This is a genomic window from Bradyrhizobium sp. USDA 4473, from assembly GCF_054063335.1.
The window spans coordinates 6710265-6732750 of the sequence record NZ_JBSSGE010000001.1 but is presented as its reverse complement, the minus strand read 5'-3'; the positions used below and the strand labels follow the sequence as shown (position 1 = coordinate 6732750).

The following is a 22486-nucleotide window of genomic DNA, read 5'->3' as shown; positions in this document are numbered from 1 at the left end:
ATCGAGGGGCGTTATGAACAAGTCATTTTCCGTGATCATTGCCGCGGCCGCTTCAATCGTCGTGCTGTCGTCGACGGCGGCGAAATCTGGCGAGGTCTACCCGTTTGGCGATCCGCCGTACCGGCTGGACTTCGTGCAGGAGCCTCAGATCGAATCGGGCTGCTGGAAATGGAATTGGCAGCTGTACCAGTGGCAGGACTACTGCCCGGTTTACGTCTATCCGAAGGCTTATATGTTCTCGCGCTCGTCGCGCGTTGTGCTCCGCACCAGGGGGTGAGGAGCAACCTCGCGGCTTGAAGAGCTCTGCGTCACACCGATCGGAGCGACGCAGAAGCGCGCACTCTTATGAGTGCGCGATGGTGCAGGCGATCTGCTGGTGCTTGCCGAAGTTGAGCAGCGCGTTTTCCCGGAAGCCATCCAGCCAGACGCCACGGCCGGCATAACGATAGCCGACGCCCATCGGAACGTGCCGCACATGGATGCCGCCACGTCCGGTCAGCAGCGAGGCGGTGACCACTTCGCCCTCGACGGACACGGCGCGCGGGCACAGCGGATAGTGATGGCCGTTCTCGCAGGTGAAGACGATCTCGCTGCAGGTGCCGACCGGAGCCTTGGTGATCAGGCCGAGATCAGCGGCCGCCGCTGGCCGGGAATTGCCCGACAGTGCTGCGCCCAAAGCCAGAATTCCCGCGACCATGTAGCCAATTCGAATACGCATCAGTGCCCCCTCGTCCAGCGATAGGCTAAGTAATGAGAAAAAATATCTGGCGCTAAATGAGCAAAAAAAGCCTCCAAGGTCAAACCTGCGACAGCGGTCGGCACGGGGGTCGGGCGCTGAGTGTTGCAGGTTTGCTGCACTGGAACGGAATTGAGAGGAAGACTGTCAGGCTGCGACAACGTGCCTTTACTGGCCACAATTGGCCTGCAAGTGGTGGAAGGTATTTGAGTCGTTTCGCAGGAACTGCTTTCAGCGCCTGACCGGATCGCATCGCGAACGGGGCCGCGCGAACATCGGGGGTGGGAATGGACTTCCGTGGTGCAATCGCAGGTTCGCTCCTGACCGTGATGATGGTCTCGGCGTCTGCGCTGTCGGCTCAGGCGCAGACGCCATCTCCTCAAACCTCCAACGGCCGGTCCGCGGCAGCGCAGGGCGATCAATCGTTTTCCGGCCCGAGCTTCCGCAAGGGCTTGTGGCGCTTCATCCGCACGCTCGACGTGGTCAGGACCGCCAACAAGAATTTCAAGTATCGGGTGCTGAACGCGGAAACGACACGCTGCGTCGACCCGACCTTCGCGATGAAGGCGACCTTTTCGCCGGATCCGGTCGGAAGCTGCGTCTCCGACAAGCCTGAAAAGGTCGGCAATCAATACACCTTCGGGCACCGATGCGATTACATGGGCGCGGTCAGCACCGTCATTACGGTGCGCAGTGACGAGGCCTATACCGAGCTGAATGAGGTCAGCACCGGCGAGCATCCGAGGACCGATATGGTCGTCGCGACCAGGATCGGCGACTGCGACGACGGGACGGCCGCCAGTCCTGAAAAGTCGGCCGCCGGGCGCGTGCAGCATTAGCTGGAGATCAGGAACAGCCGGCCCGGCATCGGCGTGCCGAGGGATGGGCTTTGGCGGCCGGTGCCTCGCCCTTGACGGTGGAGAGTCGTAGCCAAAAGGGCGAGTGTTTACCTGACCTTAACGCGAAGTGTTCTGAAATGACGTCAGGCTGGGCGTGCTTCGAGCCGAAGTCACGCGAAGCGCATCGTGCGGCCGATTGAGGATTCAACACATGGTATCGCGTGAGGACTTCGGGCACTCGAAGGTCTGCGCATGCACGCTTGGCGCCGTGATCGCACTTGCCGTGTCCTTGCTTGCGTCGCACGGCACCGCGGCCGAGGAAAGCTTCAACGGGCCGACCTTCCGCAAAGGCATGTGGCGCTTCGTGCGGACGATGGAGCTGGTGTCGCCGTCGAACGGGCGGCAGAAGCTGCTCGAGCGCGAGATGACCCGCTGTGTCGACCCGACCCAGGCGATGAAGGCGACCTTTTCGTCACCGTCGATCGGAAACTGCCATTCATCGAGGCCAGAGAAGATCAGCAACAAGTACATCTTCTCCAACCGGTGCGACTACATGGGGCCGGTCTCCACCGTCATCACGGTGCTGAGCGATGAGGCCTACACCGAAGTCAACGAGGTCCACGGTCAGGCGCCGCGGATGGATCGGGTGGTCGCCCGCCGGATCAGCGATTGCCATGAGGAAAGGGCGCAGCTTGGCCAGCCGGCCGCTGCTGCACCGAGCGACGTCTCACGCGACGTGGAGCAGGAGACCGCTGAGGGCGATCCGCTCTAACGCCGCGCCGTCAGATCTTCTGCTGGTTGCCCGGCCCGCTGACCTTGACGGTGATCTTCTGAATTTCGGTGCGGCCGCCCTGGTACTTGACCTCGATCGTCAGGGCGTCGTCGCCAAGGAATTCCGGCGGCGCCTTGTAGAAGGCGACATAGGCCGGCACCTCGAGCGCCAGGCAGGCCTTGTAATTGGTGGCCTTGGCCTTCGCCGTCTTCATCACGACCTTTCCCGCAGTGGGCGGCGTGACCAACCTGATGGTTGGCAATGGCCCCGACGTGCAGTCAGGTAACACATTGAGGTAAATGCCGATTTGGGTGTCCCGGTTGGCCAGGGTGCGGACCTGGCGTTCGACCGTGGTCTGCTGTGGGACGGGCGTCGGTGTTGGCGCTTGCGCGGATGCCGCGCCGGCCATGCCGCCAAGCAAAATGGCGGCGCATCCCTGAAGAATCACCCGCATCGGCCACTCCAAAATCGTCGGCAACATGAAATTGGGCCGGGCGGCCAGACCGCCTTTGGGCCGAGCCAATTCGGCTAAGCCGTTGTTCTTGCAGCCTCGACCTGTTCGATCTTTACCACACTCGCAGGGAAAGCATTGATTAACCAAATACATTTCTTGACCGGGGGGAGGGTTAACAATAGCCTAAAACTAAATTTTTCTACAATTTTTCCTCTAAACGCATTTTGCGGAGTTGATAATGCAGGGTTCGTTTCAGGTCGCTCAGGCTACCGGCACCGGCAATTCCACCAATTCGGCTCCCGTTCGAATTTACAAGCTGACCAAGCCGCTGACCGATCAGGCAGTGGTCGTCAACCTTGGTTACGACCAGAAGGCGAAGGTCGACTTCTCGTCGATCGCCAACGAAAAGATCACGCTGGTTCATATCGGCGAAAAGCTGATCATCCTGTTCGACAACCAGTCGACCGTCACGGTTGAGCCGTTCTTCGACTCCCGCGCGGATCACCAGAGCAACATCACGATCGAGATGGCGCCCGGTCGCGACGTCTCGGTGCAAGACTTCGCAAGCCTGTTCCCGATCAGCACGGATGGCTCCGTCTTGCCTGCGGCCGACAATGGCGGCAACTCGAACGGCAATGCGCAGGCGAGCGGAGCGAATTTCAGTCCGTTTGCGGTGGATGATCTCGGTCCCGTCGGCACCAACGCGTTGGCTCCGCAGGAAGAGCTGCCGGGCTTCACCGACACGCCGCCGACCGGCTTCGTGCTCAACCAAGAAGTTCCGAAGCCCACCATTTCGCTGGGCACCGCGCCGGATCTTACGGTGGACGAGAGCTTCCTGACCGTTGCGACCAATGGCATCGCAGGTTCCGGACTGGGACCGGCAGGTTCGACCGTGGCGACGGGGCTGATCCCGTTCTCGATCACCGCGGCCGGCGGCGAGAAGTCGCTGACCTTTGCGCTGTCGATCAGCGCGCCAGGCGTCGATACCGGTCTGATCGATTCGCAGACCGGCAATCACGTGTTCCTGTTCGTGGAGAACGGGCAGGTTGTTGGCCGGGAAGGCGGCCAGAACGGCCTCGCTGACTTCACGATCTCCGTGGACGCGACCGGCCATATCACGCTCACCGATCTGCGCTCGATGCACGAGGGCAGCGGGGAAGTGGGCGGCGACATCAACGAAGGTGTGCATCTGCCCGCCGGAATGGTGACGCTAACGGCGACGGTGACGGATAACAGCAACCAGACCGCGACAGCGCAAGCCGATGTCGGGCCGCATCTGACGTTCCTCGACGACGGTCCGGCGATCTCGCTGAGCGGGACGACGAGCGCGCTGAGCACTTTCGAGGCGTACCTGTCGGCTTCGACCAATGCCGGCATCAACGGCTCGACGCCGGATGCGTCGCCGACCCAGGGCCATGCGCTGGACAAGGAGAACTTCGCTGGCGCGTTCACGGTGGTGGCCGGCGCCGATGGCGCAACCACAAGCTATGCGCTGAGCATCGCGGGCAACGGCACTGCGACCAACCTGATCGACAGCGCCTCCGGCCTCGGCGTCGTGCTCGATCAGACCGGCAACACGATCTCCGGCTATGTGACCGGCCATGAGGGCCAGGCGGCGTGGCTGGTATTCACGCTCACGGTCAACACCGTGACCGGCGACGTGACGCTGACGCAAGATCGTGCGGTGCACGAGAACACCGCGTCGAGCCCGGATACCCATGAAGGCATCAGCCTGACCGGCGGTCTGGTGACGCTGACGGCAACGGTCACCGACAATGACGGCGACAGCGCCAGCCAGAACCTCGATCTCGGCACGCATATCACGTTCCACGACGATGGCCCATCGATCTCACTGAATGAGACGGTCAGGTCGCTAAACACCTATGAGGCGTACCTCTCGGCAGCGACCAACGCCGGTATCAACGGCTCGACGCCGGACGCCGTGCCGACCCAGGGCCACACGCTCGACACCGAGAGCTTTGCTAGTTCGTTCACGGTCGTGACCGGCGCCGACGGCGCAACCACGGCCTATGCGCTGAGCATCGCGGGCAATGGCACCGCAACCAACCTGATCGACAGCGCCTCCGGCCTCGGCGTGGTGCTCGACCAGGCCGGCAACACGATCTCCGGCTATGTGGCCGGCCATGAGGGCCAGGCGGCGTGGCTGGTGTTCACGCTGACGGTCAATACCGCGACCGGCGACGTCACGCTGACGCAGGATCGTGCGGTGCACGAGAACACCGCGTCGAGCCCCGACACCGGTGAAGGCATCAGCCTGACCGGCGGCCTAGTGACCTTGACCGCGACCGTGACTGACAAGGACGGCGACAGCGCCAGCCAGCACATCGACCTCAGCAGCCACGTCACGTTCCACGATGACGGCCCGTCCGTCACGCTGAGCGGGACAGTCAATTCGCTGAACACCTATGAGGCATATCTGTCGGCTGCGACCAATGCCGGCGTCGACGGCTCGACGCCGGATGCAGTGCCGACGCAGGGCCATACGCTCGATACCGAGAGTTTTGCCAGCGCGTTCACCGTCGTGACCGGTGCCGACAATGCGACCACAGCCTATGCGCTGAGCATCGCCGGCAATGGCACCGCGACCAATCTGGTCGACAGCGCCTCCGGTCTCGGTGTCGTGCTCGACCAGGCCGGCAACACGATCTCCGGTTATGTGGCCGGCCATGAGGGCCAGGCCGCCTGGCTGGTGTTCACGCTCACGGTCAACACTGCTACCGGCGACGTCACGCTGACGCAGGACCGTGCGGTGCACGAGCTTACCGCGTCGAGCCCCGACACCGGTGAGGGCATCAGCCTGACCGGCGGCCTGGTGACGCTGACGGCAACGGTCACCGACAAGGACGGCGACAGCGCCAGCCAGAATCTCGATCTCAGCACGCATGTCACGTTCCATGATGATGGTCCGTCGATCGCGCTGACGGGCAAAGTCGGCTCGCTGAACACCTATGAGGCGTACCTGTCGGCCGCGACCAATGCGGGCGTCGACGGTTCGACGCCGGATGCCGCGCCGACCCAAGGTCATGCGCTCGACACCGAGAGCTTTGCCGGTGCATTCACCGTCGTGACCGGCGCCGACAATGCAACGACCGCCTATGCGCTGAGCATCGCAGCCAACGGCACCGCGACCAATTTGATCGACAGCGCCTCCGGTCTCGGCGTGGTGCTCGACCAGAGCGGCAACACGATCTCCGGCTATGTGACCGGCCATGAAAACCAGGCCGCCTGGCTGGTGTTCACGCTCACGGTCGACCCGGCGACGGGCAATGTGACGCTGACGCAGGATCGCGCGGTGCACGAGCTCACCGCCTCGAGCCCGGACACCGGCGAGGGCATCAGCCTGACCGGCGGTCTGGTGACGTTGACGGCGACGGTGACCGACAAGGACGGTGACAGCGCCAGCCAGAACCTCGATCTCAGCTCGCATGTCACGTTCCATGATGATGGTCCGTCGATTGTGCTCAGCGGGAACGTCAACTCGCTGAACACGTATGAAGCGTATCTGTCGGCTGCGACCAACGCGGGCATCGACGGCTCGACGCCGGATGTGGTGCCGACGCAAGGTCATGCGCTCGATACTGAGAGTTTCGCCGGCGCGTTCACCGTCGTAACTGGCGCCGACAATGCGACCACATCCTATGCGCTGAGCATTGCAGCCAATGGCACCGCGACCAATTTGATCGACAGCGCCTCCGGTCTTGGGGTCGTGCTGGACCAGACCGGCAACACGGTGTCCGGCTATGTGACCGGCCATGAGAACGACCCGGCCTGGCTGGTGTTCACGCTGACGGTCAACACCGCGACCGGCGACGTGACGCTGACGCAGGATCGTGCGGTGCACGAACTCACTGCCTCGAGCCCGGACACCGCCGAAGGCATCAGCCTGACCGGCGGCCTGGTGACCTTGACCGCAACCGTCACCGACAAGGACGGCGACAGCGCTAGCCAGAATCTCGATCTCAGCCCGCATGTCACCTTCCATGATGACGGCCCATCAATCTCGCTGAGCGGGAACGTCAACTCGCTGAACACGTATGAAGCGTATCTCTCGGCCGCGACCAATGCGGGCGTCGACGGTTCGACGCCGGATGCGGTGCCGACCCAGGGTCATACGCTCGATACCGAAAGCTTTGCAGGCGCGTTCACCGTCGTGACTGGCGCCGACAATGCGACGACAGCCTATGCGCTGAGTATCGCAGGCAACGGCACCGCAACCAACCTGATCGACAGCGCCTCCGGCCTCGGCGTGGTGCTCGACCAGGCCGGCAACACGATCTCCGGCTATGTGGCCGGCCATGAGGGCCAGGCGGCGTGGCTGGTGTTCACGCTGACGGTCAATACCGCGACCGGCGACGTCACGCTGACGCAGGATCGTGCGGTGCACGAGCTTACGGCCTCCAGCCCGGACACCGGCGAGGGTATCAGCCTGACCGGCGGCCTGGTGACGCTGACGGCAACCGTCACCGACAAGGATGGTGACAGCGCCGCCCAGAACCTCGACCTCAGCAGCCACATCGCGTTCCACGATGACGGCCCGTCGATCTCGCTGAGCGGGAACGTCAACTCGCTGAACACTTATGAGGCTTATCTCTCGGCTGCGACCAATGCCGGCATCAATGGTTCGACGCCGGATGCCGTGCCGACCCAGGGTCACACACTCGACACCGAGAGCTTTGCCGGCGCGTTTACCGTTGTGACCGGTGCCGACAATGCAACGACCGCCTATGCGCTAAGTATCGCTGGTAACGGCACCGCGACCAATTTGATCGACAGCGCCTCTGGCCTCGGCGTCGTGCTCGACCAGACCGGCAACACGGTGTTCGGCTATGTGACCGGTCATGAGAATCAGGCCGCTTGGCTGGTGTTCACGCTGACGGTCGACCCGGCTACGGGCAATGTGACGCTGACGCAGGACCGCGCGGTGCACGAACTCACTGTGTCGAGCCCCGACACTGGTGAGGGCATCAGCCTGACCGGCGGCCTGGTGACGCTGACGGCAACGGTCACCGACAAGGACGGCGACAGCGCCGCCCAGAATCTCGACCTCAGCAGCCACGTCACATTCCATGACGATGGTCCGTCGATTGGACTGAGCGGGCGAGTTGGTTCGTTGAACACCTTCGAGGCCTATCTGTCGGCCTCCACCAATGCCGGCATCGACGGCTCGACGCCGGATCTGGTTCCGACCCAGGGCCATACGCTGGATACCGAGAGCTTTGCCGGCGCGTTCACGGTGGTGACCGGTGCCGACAATGCAACGACCGCCTATGCGCTGAGCATCTCGGCCAACGGGGTCGCGACCAATTTGATCGACAGCGCCTCTGGTCTCGGCGTGGTGCTCGACCAGAGCGGCAACACGATCTCCGGCTATGTGACCGGCCATGAAAACCAGGCCGCATGGCTGGTGTTCACGCTCACGGTCGACCCGGCGACGGGCAATGTGACGCTGACGCAGGATCGTGCGGTGCACGAGCTCACCGCCTCGAGCCCCGACACGGGTGAGGGTATCAGCCTGACCGCCGGCCTGGTGACCTTGACCGCGACGGTGACCGACAAGGACGGCGACAGCGCCAGCCAGAATCTCGATCTCAGCTCGCATGTCACGTTCCATGATGATGGTCCGTCGATCTCGCTGAGCGGGAACGTCAACTCGCTGAACACCTATGAGGCCTATCTGTCGGCGGCGACAAACGCGGGTATCAACGGCTCGACGCCGGATGCGGTGCCGACGCAAGGTCATGCGTTGGACACCGAAAGCTTCGCTGGCGCGTTCACCATTGTGACCGGCGCCGACAATGCAACGACCGCCTATGCGCTGAGCATCGCAGCCAATGGCACCGCGACCAATCTGATCGACAGTGCCTCTGGTCTCGGCGTGGTGCTTGACGAGACCGGCAACACGATCTCCGGTTATGTGACCGGTCATGAGAACCAGGCCGCGTGGCTGGTCTTTACGCTCACGGTAGACCCAGCGACGGGCAATGTGACGCTGACGCAGGATCGTGCGGTGCACGAACTCACCGGCTCCAGCCCGGACACCGGCGAAGGCATCAGCCTGACCGGCGGCCTGGTGACCTTGACCGCGACCGTGACCGACAAGGACGGCGACAGCGCCGCCCAGAACCTCGACCTCAGCAGCCACATTACGTTCCACGATGACGGCCCGTCGATCTCGCTGAGCGGCAACGTCAACTCGCTGAACACCTACGAGGCGTACCTGTCGGCTTCGACCAATGCCGGCATCAACGGCTCGACGCCGGATGCTGCGCCGACCCAGGGTCACACGCTCGACACCGAAAGCTTTGCCGGGGCGTTCACCGTCGTGACTGGTGCTGACAATGCCACGACCGCTTACGCGCTGAGCATCGCGGGCAATGGCACCGCGACCAACCTGATCGACAGCGCCTCCGGTCTTGGCGTCGTGCTCGATCAGACCGGCAACACCATCTCGGGCTATGTGACGGGCCATGAGAACCAGGCGGCGTGGCTGGTCTTTACGCTCACGGTCGACCCGGCGACGGGCAATGTGACGTTGACGCAGGATCGTGCGGTGCACGAGCTTACGGCCTCCAGCCCGGACACCGGTGAGGGCATCAGCCTGACCGGCGGCCTGGTGACGCTGACGGCAACCGTCACCGACAAGGATGGTGACAGCGCCGCCCAGAACCTCGATCTCAGCACCCATGTCACGTTCCACGATGACGGCCCGTCAATCTCGCTGAGCGGACGGGTTGGTTCGCTGAACACCTACGAGGCTTATCTGTCGGCGGCGACAAACGCGGGTATCAACGGCTCGACGCCGGATGCGGTGCCGACGCAAGGCCACACGCTCGACACCGAGAGTTTTGCCGGCGCGTTCACCGTTGTGACCGGTGCGGACAATGCAACGACCGCCTATGCGCTAAGCATCGCAGCCAATGGCACCGCGACTAACCTGATCGACAGTGCGTCCGGCCTCGGCGTGGTGCTCGACCAGACCGGCAACACGATCTCCGGCTATGTGACCGGTCATGAAAATCAGGCCGCCTGGCTGGTGTTCACGCTGACCGTCGACCCGGCGACGGGCAATGTGACGCTGACGCAGGATCGTGCGGTGCACGAGCTCACTGCCTCCAGTCCGGATACCGGTGAAGGCATCAGCCTGACCGGCGGCCTGGTGACCTTGACCGCGACCGTGACCGACAAGGATGGCGACAGCGCCAGCCAGAACCTCGATCTCAGCACCCACGTCACCTTCCACGACGACGGCCCGTCGATTGCGTTGAGCGGACGGGTTGGCTCGCTGAACACCTATGAGGCGTATCTGTCGGCTTCGACCAATGCCGGCATCAATGGCTCGACGCCGGACGCAGTCCCGACCCAGGGGCATGCGCTGGACACCGAAAGCTTCGCCGGCGCGTTCACGGTCGTGACCGGTGCCGACAATGCGACCACCGCCTATGCGCTTAGCATTGCGAATAACGGCGTCGCAACCAACCTGATCGACAGCGCCTCCGGCCTCGGCGTGGTGCTGGACCAGACCGGCAACACGATCTCAGGCTATGTGACCGGGCATGAAAACCAGGCCGCCTGGCTCGTGTTCACGCTGACGGTCGACCCGGCAACCGGCAATGTGACGCTGACGCAGGATCGTGCGGTGCACGAGCTTACGGCCTCGAGCCCGGACACCGGCGAAGGCATCAGCCTGACCGGCGGCCTGGTGACGCTGACCGCGACGGTCACCGACAAGGACGGTGACAGCGCCAGCCAGAACCTCGATCTCAGCACGCATGTGACCTTCCATGACGACGGCCCGTCAATCTCGCTGAGCGGGAACGTCAACTCGCTGAACACCTATGAGGCCTATCTCTCGGCCGCGACCAACGCCGGCATCAACGGCTCCACGCCGGACGCGGTGCCGACCCAGGGTCATACGCTGGACACCGAAAGCTTTGCCGGCGCGTTCACCGTCGTGACCGGCGCCGACGGCGCGACCACGTCCTATGCGCTGAGCATCGCGAATAACGGGGTCGCAACCAACCTGATCGACAGCGCCTCCGGTCTTGGCGTCGTGCTCGACCAGACCGGCAACACGATCTCCGGCTATGTGATGGGCCATGAGAACCAAGCCGCCTGGCTGGTCTTTACGCTCACGGTCGACCCGGCAACAGGCAATGTGACGCTGACGCAGGACCGTGCGGTGCACGAGAACACCGCGTCGAGCCCCGACACCGGTGAGGGCATCAGCCTGACCGGCGGCCTGGTGACGCTGACCGCGACCGTCACCGACAAGGACGGCGACAGTGCCGTCCAGAACCTCGATCTCAGCACGCATGTGACCTTCCACGACGACGGTCCGTCGATCTCGCTGAGCGGCAACGTCAACTCGCTGAACACCTACGAGGCGTACCTCTCGGCTGCGACCAATGCCGGCATCAACGGCTCGACGCCGGATGCGGTGCCGACGCAGGGTCACACGCTGGACACCGAGAGCTTTGCCGGCGCGTTCACCGTCGTGACCGGTGCCGACAATGCAACCACGGCCTATGCGCTGAGCATCGCTGGCAACGGCACCGCGACGAACCTGATCGACAGCGCCTCCGGCCTCGGCGTCGTGCTGGACCAGACCGGCAACACCGTATCCGGCTATGTGACCGGCCATGAGGGCCAGGCCGCGTGGCTGGTGTTTACGCTGACCGTCAACACCGCGACCGGCAGCGTGACGCTGACGCAGGACCGCGCGGTGCACGAGCTCACCGCCTCGAGCCCGGACACCGGTGAGGGCATCAGCCTGACCGGCGGCCTGGTGACGTTGACCGCGACGGTGATCGACAAGGATGGCGACAGCGCCAGCCAGAACCTCGACCTCAGCAGCCACATCACGTTCCACGATGACGGCCCGTCGATCTCGCTGAGCGGCAACGTCAACTCCCTGAACACCTATGAAGCGTATCTGTCGGCGTCGACCAACGCCGGCATCAACGGCTCCACGCCGGATGCGGTGCCGACGCAAGGTCATGCGCTCGATACCGAGAGCTTTGCCGGCGCGTTCACGGTGAAGACCGGCGCAGACGGTCAGCAATCATTGACCTATGCGCTGAGCATTGCGAATAACGGGGTCGCGACTAATCTGATCGACAGCGCCTCCGGTCTCGGCGTCGTGCTCGACCAGAGCGGCAACACGATCTCCGGCTACGTGGCCGGCCATGAGAATCAGGCCGCCTGGCTGGTGTTCACGCTGACGGTCAACCCGGCGACCGGCAGTGTGACGCTCACGCAGGACCGTGCGGTGCACGAGAACACTGCCTCGAGCCCCGACACCGGCGAGGGCATCAGCCTGACCAACGGTCTGGTGACGCTGACCGCAACCGTGACTGACAAGGACGGCGACAGCGCCGCCCAGAACCTCGACCTCAGCAGCCACATTACGTTCCACGATGACGGCCCGTCGATCTCGCTGAGCGGCAACGTCAACTCGCTGAACACTTACGAGGCCTATCTGTCGAGTTCGACCAACGCCGGCGTCAATGGTACGACGCCGGATGCGGTCGCGACGCAGGGCCACACGCTGGACACCGAGAGCTTCGCCGGCGCGTTCACCGTGAAGACCGGCGCGGATGGTCAGCAGTCGCTGACCTATGCGCTGAACATCGCGGGCAACGGCACGGCGACCAACCTGATCGACAGCAACTCCGGTCTCGGCGTCGTGCTGGACAAGAGCGGCAACACGATCTCGGGCTATGTGGCCGGCCATGAGGGCCAGGCGGCGTGGCTGGTATTCACGCTGACGGTCGACCCGGTGACGGGCAATGTGGCACTGACGCAGGATCGTGCGGTGCACGAGAACACCGCCTCGAGCCCGGATACTGGCGAAGGCATCAGCTTGACCAGTGGCCTGGTGACGTTGACGGCGACGGTGACCGACAAGGACGGCGACAGCGCCAGCCAGAACCTCGATCTCAGCACCCACGTCACGTTCCACGATGACGGTCCGCATTTCGGCACGATCGACAACGGGATCATCGCGGATGTCGCGGGGCTGTCCGTCACGGGCAACCTGCCCGTGATCTCCGGTGCCGACGGTTTCGGTGCATATGCCTTGACCCTCGCCGGCGACACACCGCCGGCGGGCCTGACGTTCGACGGCCAGGCCGTGCATTACTCGATCGACGCATCGGGGCACACACTGACCGCCTATGTCGGCGCGGCTCCGTCGGCAGCCAACGACATCTTCACGCTGACCGTGGATCCGACGACCGATCACTACACGTTCACATTGCTCGAGCCCTTTACTGCGGTGACGACCGAGAATGTCGGCGGTTCGAGCGCCTTCGGCTCGGGTCCGTCTCAGGAGCAGGTTCTGACCTCGGGCGCCGACCAACTGGCGGTTATTTCGGGCACCGCCTCCGGCGGCGGCCAAGGCAGTGTGAACGGATCTACCGTTGGCTGGGGTGTCGGCAACAACAACTTCGATCAAAACGAGAAGATGCTGTTCGACTTCACGAGCGGTGCGAGCGCCAGTCCGGTTCACAACGCAGCGTTCGTTCCTCCGGGACCCGAATCTGTCGCCAACTACACCTTCTCCGGTTACAAGGCCGGGGACGACATCCACTACGTCGTGTCCTATTGGGACGGTGTACACACGGCGTCGATCACATCGGTGTCCGGTGATTTCGATCCGTCCGCGCACGCCTCGATTGCCAACGAATGGTCGACGCCGGCAGCGCCCGCCGGCATGCAGCTCTACACGGTCCAGTTCACGGACGTGACGGGCAGCGGCAAGGTCGACCTGGTCAGCGTCGGAGTTGAGTCGACGGTAAATCTCTCCGAGAATCTGAGCTTCAACGTGGCGACGATTGACGGTGACGGCGATACGGCCTCCAGCACCATCAATATCAACATCAATGGCAGCACGACCCTTCAGGGTACGGCGGGCAATGATGCGATCCAGGGCAGCTCCGCCAATGAGACCCTGATCGGCGGCGGCGGCAACGACAGCCTGACCGGTGGTGGCGGCAACGACATCTTCGTCCTGCCGGGTTCGGGAGGCGGACACGACACGATTACCGACTTCTCCGCCCTGGCCGACAAGATCTTTGTCGATGTCGCCAGTCAGAACCTCACGATCGGCACGTCGACCGCGATCACGGCGGGTCAGTTCACGTCGTCGGCGACGACCGGCGGAACAGAGAATGCGGCGACCGCCTGGAACGAAAGCGCCAGCACCAACAAGTTCTTCTTCAACAATACGACGGGAGAGCTCTGGTATTCGGCCAATGGCACCGGCAGCGACAAGGTGGACCTTGCCCATGTGAGCACCGGCGTGCCGGCGGCGGCGAGCATCCATACGTTCTAGGCCGCGCCAGCCCTAAAAAGAGAAGTCCGCGGAGGCCAACTCCGCGGATTTTTGTTGGATCGGGGCCGCTACATCAGTACGGGCAGAAAGCCCGGGAGCGGGTCCGCGGCCTCGAGCGGCTCCATGCCGGTCCATTCGGCCTCTGCCGCATTGGCGGCCGCCGGTGTGGCATCGAGCTCGTCGCCGAGCGGCAGTCGCTTGGCGTAGGGCGCTGCAAAGAGCTGGACGCCGTGCTCGTTGATCGCAAACATCGGCGTGAAGTTGCCGAGCTCGCCGTCGTCGATCAGCTCGGCGCGGCGGCTGTCGAGGATCAGCCAGCGGCCGTCGAGCCGCGCCGCCAGCACCGCATGATCCTGCCGGATGGCGCGATCGCGGCCGAGCACCAGGCGCAGCTCTTCACGCGGGAAGCCGGCTTCGCTGAGCGCGATGTATTTTGCGATCGCGTAGTCCTCGCAATCGCCCTTGCCGGTCGCGAAAGTGGCGAGCGGGGCGGTCCAGCGGTCGGCTTCGCCATGCTGTGCGAAGTCGCTGACATAGCGGATCGCCTGGTTGACGGCGCGGTTGGCCTCATCCAGCCGGTCGCGTCCGGACTTGGACTTGACCGCGTTGATCAGGCGGAGGAATTGCGCGGCATTGGGCGGGCAGGCGGCCGCGTTCTCGCGGCAATGCGCGAGCACGGTCTGCTCTTTGGCGAGATCGGATTCGAGGCCGCGCCATTTGCGCCACAGGCCGTTCTCCGGTGCGCGGAACGTGAACAGGCCGAACGGCTCGGCGCCGACAGGCGGCAGCGGTTTCGCCGCGGGCGAGGCGTCGGTCGCGGTGTTCGTCGGCGTCAGCGCGGCGGTGCGAAGCGCGTTCGGGCCGCGGCCACGCTGCCGGTCGAGCTTGGCCAGCACGTCGGTGATGGTGAAGAAGGTGGCCGGCGGGCGGTTCGATGCGGCGTCCGCCGTCGCCGTAAGCTCGCCGGCGGAGCTGCCGAGAGACAGTTCGTCCGCGGCAAATGCGGATGAGGCTGCGCAAAGACTTATTGAAAGTGCAGCCACGGCCATGACCGCCGACGAGGCAATCTTCAGCGACTTCATATGACGTCCCCAATACCGGGGACCGTCAACGTCTGTGCGCCGATCTGCGTCCCCGCTGTTATCGGGGCGCAGACTGACGCCTTGGCCGCTTAAGCGGAGTTAAGTGGAGGGGCTGCCGCCTGGCATTGTCGGAAAGGCGGTCAATCCAGGGTTTGCCGGTTCGTTCGAAATTGAACGACCGCAGGTCATAAACGGGTAACCATGCGCGGGCCGCGATCAGCGTTCGCGCAGGGCCTCGTCGCGCAGCAGGCGGGCCGGCTTCACGATGTAGTCCAGCACGGATTTTTCACCGGTCAGCACCTCGACCGTGGTCACCATGCCCGGAATGATCGGCAGCGGATGCTGCTCGGTGCCGAGATGGTTCTTATCGGTGCGCACCATGACCCGATAGAAGGTCTCCGGACGTTCGGTCTTCTCCGCCTTGTCGTCGACGATGGTGTCGGCGCTGATGCGTTCGACCTTGCCCTTGAGCGATCCGTAGACCGAGGAATCATAGGCGCTGATCTTCACCACCGCGTCCTGGTCCGGACGGATGAAGGCGATGTCCTGCGGACGGATCCGTCCCTCCACCAGCAGCGTGTCGTCCAGCGGAACGATGTCCATCAGATTGGCGCCGGGCTGCACGACGGCACCGATGGTGCTGATGTTCAACTTGTTGACGATGCCGTGGACCGGCGCCTTCAGGTCGGTGCGGCGCACCCGGTCCTGGGCGGATTTGATGTTTTCGTCGAGCACGGCGAGGTCGGCACGCGATTTGGCCAGATCCTCGTCGGCCTGCGAACGGAACGACGCGGTGATGTTGGCGATCTTCGATTGCGCCTCGGCCAGTTGCCCCTTCATCTCGGTGGCCTGCCGATCGAGCCGCAGCATCTCAATCTCGGGCACCACCTTCTGCTCATACAGCTTGCGGGTCAGGGTCTGCTCGCGTTCCAGAAGCTTCAGCGAGCCGGTGAGGCGGGTGACCTGCTGGTTGAGCACGTCGATGTCCTGCGCGACCTTCTGGCCCCGCATCTTGAACACGCTGGTCTCGGTCGCGACCGCGGCAGGAACCATCTTGTCGAGATCGTCCGGGAAGGTGAGCTCGCTACGTCCGCGCGCCTCGGCGTCGAGGCGGGCTACCCGCGCCGCCATCGCCGCGCGGCGCTCACGGATCTCACCGAACTCGGAAGCGAACTTGGTGTCGTCGATACGCATCAGGGACTGGCCCTGCTGAACGATGTCGCCTTCGCGCACCAGGATGTCGCCGACGATGCCGCCTTCGAGCGATTGCACCACCTGCATCTGCCGCGACGGCACGACGCGGCCGCTGCCGCGCTTGACCTCGTCGAGCACCGCGAAATGCGCCCAGACCACAAACGTCGCCAGCAGCGCGCAGGAGGTCCACAGCAGCATGCGTGAGGTGCGGGGCGTGCGCAGCAGCGCCGCGGACCGGATGTCGTTTGCGAAAGCAAAATCGGAAGACGCCATAATATTCGCTCGTTATGCAGATTTCGGCTGGATCGTATTCTCGGGCGACGGCGGCGTGGACGCGGGCTTGCCCTGGAGCAAGGCGAGCACCTTGTCGCGCGGGCCGTCGGCAACCAGACGGCCATTGTCGAACAGCAGCAGGCGATCGACCATGTTGAGCAATGACAGACGATGGGTCGAAATGATGATCGTCATGCGCTCGTCGCGGAGCCCCTTGAGGCGCTCGAGGAATTCCTGCTCGCTGCGAATATCGAAATGCGCCGTCGGCTCATCGAGGAACAGCACGCGGGGCTTGCGGATCAGGACACGCGCGAGCCCGATGGCCTGCTTCTGGCCGCCGGACAGGCTGCGGCCGCCTTCCGAGATCGGCATGTCATAGCCCATCGGATGGCCGGCGATGAAGCTCTCGACGCCGGAGAGCCGCGCGGCCAGCAGGATTTCCTCGTCGGTCGCCTCCGGCTTGCCGAGGGCGATGTTGTCGCGCAGCTTGCCGTAGAAGAGGTCGGTGTCCTGCATCGCAAAGCCGATGCCGGCGCGCAGGTCCGAAGGATCGTATTGGCGCGAGTCGACGCCGTCGACCATGATCCGGCCTTCCTTCGGCTCGTAGAATCCGAGCAGCAGCCTGCCGACCGTGGTCTTGCCGGATCCGACCCGGCCGATGATGCCGACCTTTTCTCCGCCCTCGATCTTGAAGCTGACTTTCTCGAGCGCGTTGCCCGGCGCGTTGGGATAGGCGAACGAGACGTTCTCGAAAGCGACCTTGCCGTCGTCGATCCGCCTAGCGACGTAGGATCGGGTCGGCGAGCGTTCGCGCTCGATCGACATGATGCGGTCGATCGCCTTGAGCGACGACAAGGTCTGCGTGCCCTTGGTGATGACCGAGGCGATGCCTGCGATCGGCGCCAGGATGCGGCCGGCGAGCATGTTGGCCGCGACCAGCGCGCCGACGCTCAGCTTGCCGTCGAGGATCAGGAAGATGCCGACGATCACCATCAGCAGGCTGGTGATCTGCTGCGCGGTGCTCGCGCTGGTCAGCGACATCGACGACCAGAAGTGGACGTCCTCGCCGGACCGGGCGGTCGCCGCGACCGAGCGCTCCCACAAGGTCTGCATGCGGGCCTCGGCGCCGGTCGCGCGGACGGTCTCCAGGCTCGACAGCGACTCGACCAGCACGCCGTGCCGGGCGGCGGATTCGGCTTGCAGGCGCTTCATCGCACGATCGAGCGGACGCTGCAGCAGAAAACCGATCAGCATGACGAGCGGGAGCATGATCAGCGGGATCCAGGCCAGCGGCCCGGCGATGATGAACAGCACCCCGACGAACAGGATGGCAAACAGCAGGTCGGTCGCCGAGACCACGCTGCCGGAGGTGAAGAATTCGCGCACCGAGTCGAAGTCGCGGAGCTGATTGGCGATGATGCCGACCGAGGTCGGCCGCTGCGCCATCTTCACGGCCATTACATGCTCGAAGATATTGGCGGCGAGCACGACGTCGATGGTCTTGCCCGTGACGTCGATCATGCGGCTGCGGACCATGCGGAAGATGAAATCGAAGACGATGCCGAGCCCCATGCCGATCGAGAGCGCGATCAGGGAGGGGATCGCACCGTTGGGGATGACGCGGTCATAGACGCTCATCGTGAAGAGCGGGGTCGCCAGCGCCAGGACGTTGGTCAGGAAGGCCGCGATCGCGATGTGCCCGTAGCTGCGCCAGTGCGCCTTCACGACCGACCAGAACCAGTGGTTCCTGGGGATGTCTCCTGCGGCGACGGTGCGCGCATCGGCCTGCGCTGCGCTTCGCACCAGAAATGCGTAGCCGGTATAGTCCGCAGCGAGCGAGGCGATGCCGGCGATGCGCGGGGTCTGCGGTGTCGCCGGCTCGACGATCTTGATCGACTTGTTCGCCGGGTCGACGCCGAGCAGGATGAGCGCGGAGCCGTCCTTCATGATGAGGACGGCCGGCAGCACCAGCGCGGGAATGTCCGCAATCGCGCGCTTGACGGCCTCGGTCTCAAGGCCCGCACGTCGCGCGGCGCGGTCGTAGAGCGAAACCGACAGGCGTCCATCCGTGATCGGAAGTCCGCCGAGCAGCGCTTCGCGGCTCACGGCGCGGCCGTGATGGGCGGCGAGATAGGTTAGCGATGCGGTGAGGGGATCGTCGCCGAGCGTGCGCGGCCGGCTCGTCGCGGCAGCCGTTGAAGTTGAATCATCTGACGGGGAGCGGCCGGCATCAGCCACCGCGCTGGGGGTTCGAAACAACAACTGAAACCTCGATAACCAAAATGGAAATGCAGAAATCGCATTCAACGATTGCTTGGAGACTACAACAAACAGCGAACAAAATCAGCGAAACTTGCTTTAAGTATTAATACGGGAATCGAAAGGGCCCCTTCTGGGGCCCTTTCGGAAGTCATGGTCCTGATCTTAGCCCTGGTTTTGGCCAAGTGGCGGCTATTGCGCGGAACTCGGGAAGGCCGACAGCAGCCAGTGCGGCCTGGTGGACGCATAGGAGCTGGCATTCGCCGTGACCGACGGGTCGGCGTAAATGACGTTCGGACCGTCAGCGGCATTCTTCTGCTGTTGCATCCATTCCGCGGATCCAGGCACCGAAGCCGTCGTCGTCGAACCGGTGAAGCGGTCCGCAAAGCCGTTATCCTTCGGCTGAACTGCGGCATAGCCCTTGTAGCCCTTGGCGGGGCGGGCAGCGGCAGTGGGGGCCGGAACGGCGACCTGCAGCGGCTCGGAGCCGGTCTGCGGCAGGTTCACGCGCAGGGTGGGGAACGAGTAGCGCGGCAGGCCAATCGACAGCATGTCGGTCGGCGCCGCATCGACCGGGGGCGGGGCCTTCAGATACTCGATCAAGGTGCCCATCGCGGCCAGCAACTGGTAGTCGGCGAAAACGACCACGCTGCGGGCCGAGGTGAGCGAGACCGACGCGTTGAAGAACTGGTTCTGTGCGTTGAGCAGATCGATCAGGGAGCGCTGGCCGAGCTCGTATTCCTTCTGGAATGCCGCGATGGTCTTGCGGTCCGCTTCCAGCTGACGGGTCAGAGCCGAAATGCGCGTGGCCGTAATCGTACGGGCATTCCACGCCTTGTCGATCGACTCATAGGCGTCGCGCTGCAAGCGCGCGTGGCGCATGGTGGCTTCGGTATAGCGCTCGGCTTTCTCCGACCTGTTCCAGGCATCCTGGCCGCCGCGGAAGATGTCCCACGACATCACCACCTTGCCGCTGTAATCCTCATGGGTCACGGCAGGGCTTCCCGGCGCCGTCACGTATGGGAATGAATTGTCGTAGTGGGTGGCGCGGCCCTCGAGGTAGAATTTCGGGCCGAACGTTCCGTCGGTCGCCTTGAACGCATGCTTGGCGGCGTCGGCGTCGGACTGGGCCGCGGCGATGGTCGAATTGAAGCGCAGCGTGGTCGCCAGCGCTTCGTCGCGGCTGCTCGGCAATCCACCGAGAGGGGCGGGGAAGCGGACGTTGATCGGCTCGAGCCCGACGACCTTGCGGTACTTCGCCCGCGCGTCATCGAGGCTGCGCTGGAATTCCGCGAGCGCCGCACGGGCGGCCTCGACGCGTTCCCGCGCCTGCTCGAGGTCGCCTTCGCCGGCCCGGCCGCCGGAGAAGCGGGAGTTCACGTTTGCAAAGATCTTCTCGTGATTGGCGACGTTCTGCTGGGCAAGGCTCACCAGGCGGATGTAGCGCACGACGTCCATGTAGCCTTCGGCGGCGTCGAGGGCGAGCAGCTCGGTTCGTTCCTTGACGCGCGAGGCCGCCGCATTGACGCGCGCGGTCTGGCGCCAGACGTCATAGATCGACGAAAAGCCGTCCCACAGCAGCTGGCGCACGACCACCGATTCCTGGCTGCCATTGCGCCACGGGCCTGAACCCACGGTCGGCGTCTGCACGGTGTTGATGACGCCGGGCGGCTGATCGAATTTCTCCGGACCGTAGCTGGCGTCGACGCGCACCTGCGGCAGCAGCGTGCTCTGGGTTTGTCTCAGCTCGCTTTCGGTCGCACGCCGGTTCGCGGAAGCCTCGCCCACGCCCGGGTTGGTCAACATGGCCTGGCGCAAGGCATCGTTAATGGAAAAGACCTCGGCACGCGCTGACGTTGCCGCCAGGCAGAGGCACGCAATTACCGTGTATGCCGATCTCATAACTTCCGCCCCTACTCACAAAAATATTACGTAAGAATCTGCGGAAGGCTAACAGCGGATGGTTCCGCAACCTATGACATTTCAGCCACACAATGGCTCTAAGTGGGATCGGCATCGCTGCGGATGGGCGCGCGCGAATCCAGATATCTTTATTAAAATCCAATGGTTTGGCGGCAATTTTGGCTGCAAGTCGGAGGCGTGCCGACGGGCAACACTGGCGACCAGAACAGGGAAGATCGGTTAAGTCCGCCTTAATAACGGCCGGTCATCGCCTACTGCTCCCGACAACTCGCAAGGTAGGCTGCAACGAAGGGCGTGGCCTTCGAGTCGGACGAGGGGGCCTCCAGGCGGCTGGTCAGCTTGTAGAGCGACTTGCTGCCAAAATAGAACCGGTAGATCTCGGCAGTGGACTCGTCGACGCGGGTTGCGAAGATCGATGACGCGGTCCGATGGGCGGCGGCGAAGACATAGGTCGTGAGCTTCGCTGGCTTGCCTTCCGCCGCGACCGACGTTCCCCAGGTGACCGTGAAAGTTTCGCCATCGATCACCACGGCAGGCCGGACCGTCTCCAGATCGTCCTCGATCCATTGAATGGTGTTGCCCGAGGCGCCGGGCTCGACCCGCTTGCCCCGCGGTGTGTCACAGGTGAACCTGGAAGAAGCTGCTGGCGCCGCGCTCGTCGTTGCCAGCAGCAACACCAGGCAGCCGACCGACCGCCACATTGGTTCTTCCCTCCGCAGTTGCGTTCGGATCATAGTGAAGTCTCGAACCGCGCTGCGCAACTCGGTGATGTACGGACAGCAGCACCGCGCTCCTGTTTGCAGGCGAGCCCGGCGGGTGAGGTCGGGAGGCGCTTACGTCGTCACTCCGGCGCAATCGGATGCGGCGGGCGCTCGATCGATTGCCTGAGGCTCTCGAGTTCGACGAAGGCGTCGGCGTGCCTGCGAAGCTCATCGGCGATCATCGGAGGCTTGGTTCGAATGCTGGAAATGACGGTGACGCGCACGCCCATCCGCCGGACAGCTTCGACTACGGCGCGCAAGTCGCCATCGCCGGAGAACAGGAATGCCTGGTCGATGCGCGGCGCGATTTCCAGTGCGTCGACCGCGAGCTCGATGCCGATGCTGCGCTTCATGCGCCGCCGTCCGTCGCCGTCGTCATGCTGCTTGGCCGACTTTCGTCGGACCGCATATCCATTGTAGTCGAGCCAATCCACCAGCGGCCGAAGGCTGCTGAACTCGTCATCGTCTCTCACGACCGTGTAGAAATAGGCGCGGACGATTTGCCCGTGCTTGCCGAACTCGGTGAGCAAGCGCCGGAAGTCGACTTCGAAGCCGAGGTTCTTGACCGTGGTGTGCAGGTTCGCACCATCGATGAAGAGTGCAATACGATCGGTCATCTCGAGCCCCATGACGCCGGATCAGTCGATGTACGCTTTGGTTCTTGAAATTCCTTGGGGCGCGCACGGCGGCGCCCCCTGTTGAAATGCCTGATCCTAAAGCAAGGACTCGGCGGTGATGAAGCGGAAAGTTCCGCCAGCGCGTTAGGAGTATCTCATCCAGCGCATGCTGATCCGGCCGCGCCGACGCCTGTCGCCAGGCAAGGTTGCTATTGCCTGC

General features: G+C 63.9%; 12 protein-coding genes. 4 read left to right on the top strand and 8 right to left on the bottom strand.

Annotation, left to right across the window (positions count from 1 at the left end):
• The first annotated feature begins 13 nt into the window (after nt 1-13).
• The gene (locus ACVW17_RS31870) at nt 14-277 is read left to right on the top strand and encodes a hypothetical protein (protein WP_456755564.1); all 264 of its coding nucleotides are present in this window, start codon (nt 14-16) and stop codon (nt 275-277) included.
• Nucleotides 278-343: 66 nt separating this feature from the next.
• Here ACVW17_RS31870 and ACVW17_RS31865 read toward each other — a convergent pair whose 3' ends face one another.
• On the bottom strand, nt 344-718 hold the full coding sequence (locus ACVW17_RS31865) for a hypothetical protein (protein ID WP_456798280.1): 375 nt from the start codon (nt 716-718) through the stop codon (nt 344-346).
• Nucleotides 719-1023: 305 nt separating this feature from the next.
• Here ACVW17_RS31865 and ACVW17_RS31860 point away from each other — a divergent pair, with 305 nt between their 5' ends.
• Together ACVW17_RS31860 and ACVW17_RS31855 are read left to right on the top strand one after the other, a co-directional pair.
• Nucleotides 1024-1575 carry a hypothetical protein gene (locus tag ACVW17_RS31860; protein WP_456755562.1) on the top strand — a complete coding sequence of 184 codons (552 nt, stop codon included), beginning with the start codon at nt 1024-1026 and terminating at the stop codon, nt 1573-1575.
• Between the two features lie 211 nt (nt 1576-1786).
• The gene (locus ACVW17_RS31855; RefSeq protein ID WP_456755561.1) at nt 1787-2347 is read left to right on the top strand and encodes a DUF3617 domain-containing protein; all 561 of its coding nucleotides are present in this window, start codon (nt 1787-1789) and stop codon (nt 2345-2347) included.
• A 10-nt stretch (nt 2348-2357) separates the two neighbouring features.
• Here ACVW17_RS31855 and ACVW17_RS31850 read toward each other — a convergent pair whose 3' ends face one another.
• Nucleotides 2358-2801 carry a hypothetical protein gene (locus ACVW17_RS31850; RefSeq protein WP_456755560.1) on the bottom strand — a complete coding sequence of 148 codons (444 nt, stop codon included), beginning with the start codon at nt 2799-2801 and terminating at the stop codon, nt 2358-2360.
• A gap of 238 nt (nt 2802-3039) precedes the next feature.
• Between ACVW17_RS31850 and ACVW17_RS31845 the strand changes: the two genes are divergently transcribed.
• The gene (locus tag ACVW17_RS31845) at nt 3040-14157 is read left to right on the top strand and encodes a beta strand repeat-containing protein (protein WP_456755559.1); all 11118 of its coding nucleotides are present in this window, start codon (nt 3040-3042) and stop codon (nt 14155-14157) included.
• A gap of 68 nt (nt 14158-14225) precedes the next feature.
• Here the strand turns inward: ACVW17_RS31845 and ACVW17_RS31840 are convergent, their stop codons facing one another.
• From ACVW17_RS31840 to ACVW17_RS31815, 6 genes are all read right to left on the bottom strand, one after another.
• A complete protein-coding gene (locus tag ACVW17_RS31840; RefSeq protein ID WP_456755558.1) occupies nt 14226-15239 on the bottom strand; it encodes a transglutaminase-like cysteine peptidase in 1014 nt (337 codons plus the stop codon).
• Nucleotides 15240-15455: 216 nt separating this feature from the next.
• Nucleotides 15456-16706, bottom strand: a complete 1251-nt coding sequence (locus tag ACVW17_RS31835; protein ID WP_456755557.1) for an HlyD family type I secretion periplasmic adaptor subunit — start codon at nt 16704-16706, stop codon at nt 15456-15458.
• A gap of 12 nt (nt 16707-16718) precedes the next feature.
• Entirely contained in the window at nt 16719-18812 is a 2094-nt protein-coding gene (locus ACVW17_RS31830; protein ID WP_456756574.1) for a type I secretion system permease/ATPase, read from the bottom strand.
• 345 nt (nt 18813-19157) lie between these two features.
• On the bottom strand, nt 19158-20771 hold the full coding sequence (locus ACVW17_RS31825; RefSeq protein WP_456755556.1) for a TolC family outer membrane protein: 1614 nt from the start codon (nt 20769-20771) through the stop codon (nt 19158-19160).
• 368 nt (nt 20772-21139) lie between these two features.
• Nucleotides 21140-21589, bottom strand: coding sequence for a hypothetical protein (locus ACVW17_RS31820; RefSeq protein WP_456798279.1), 450 nt, complete (start codon nt 21587-21589; stop codon nt 21140-21142).
• A 140-nt stretch (nt 21590-21729) separates the two neighbouring features.
• Complete coding sequence (locus ACVW17_RS31815; RefSeq protein WP_456755554.1) at nt 21730-22266, bottom strand: LabA-like NYN domain-containing protein; 537 nt, start codon at nt 22264-22266, stop codon at nt 21730-21732.
• Between the last annotated feature and the right edge of the window lie 220 nt (nt 22267-22486).

Excerpts from the sequence above, each read along its gene's own strand:
- ACVW17_RS31870 (WP_456755564.1), top strand. The coding sequence starts at position 14 with ATGAACAAGTCATTTTCCGTGATCATTGCCGCGGCCGCTTCAATCGTC.
- ACVW17_RS31865 (WP_456798280.1), bottom strand. The coding sequence starts at position 718 with ATGCGTATTCGAATTGGCTACATGGTCGCGGGAATTCTGGCTTTGGGC.
- ACVW17_RS31860 (WP_456755562.1), top strand. The coding sequence starts at position 1,024 with ATGGACTTCCGTGGTGCAATCGCAGGTTCGCTCCTGACCGTGATGATG.
- ACVW17_RS31855 (WP_456755561.1), top strand. The coding sequence starts at position 1,787 with ATGGTATCGCGTGAGGACTTCGGGCACTCGAAGGTCTGCGCATGCACG.
- ACVW17_RS31850 (WP_456755560.1), bottom strand. The coding sequence starts at position 2,801 with ATGCGGGTGATTCTTCAGGGATGCGCCGCCATTTTGCTTGGCGGCATG.
- ACVW17_RS31845 (WP_456755559.1), top strand. The coding sequence starts at position 3,040 with ATGCAGGGTTCGTTTCAGGTCGCTCAGGCTACCGGCACCGGCAATTCC.
- ACVW17_RS31840 (WP_456755558.1), bottom strand. The coding sequence starts at position 15,239 with ATGAAGTCGCTGAAGATTGCCTCGTCGGCGGTCATGGCCGTGGCTGCA.
- ACVW17_RS31835 (WP_456755557.1), bottom strand. The coding sequence starts at position 16,706 with ATGGCGTCTTCCGATTTTGCTTTCGCAAACGACATCCGGTCCGCGGCG.
- ACVW17_RS31825 (WP_456755556.1), bottom strand. The coding sequence starts at position 20,771 with ATGTTGACCAACCCGGGCGTGGGCGAGGCTTCCGCGAACCGGCGTGCG.
- ACVW17_RS31820 (WP_456798279.1), bottom strand. The coding sequence starts at position 21,589 with ATGTGGCGGTCGGTCGGCTGCCTGGTGTTGCTGCTGGCAACGACGAGC.
- ACVW17_RS31815 (WP_456755554.1), bottom strand. The coding sequence starts at position 22,266 with ATGACCGATCGTATTGCACTCTTCATCGATGGTGCGAACCTGCACACC.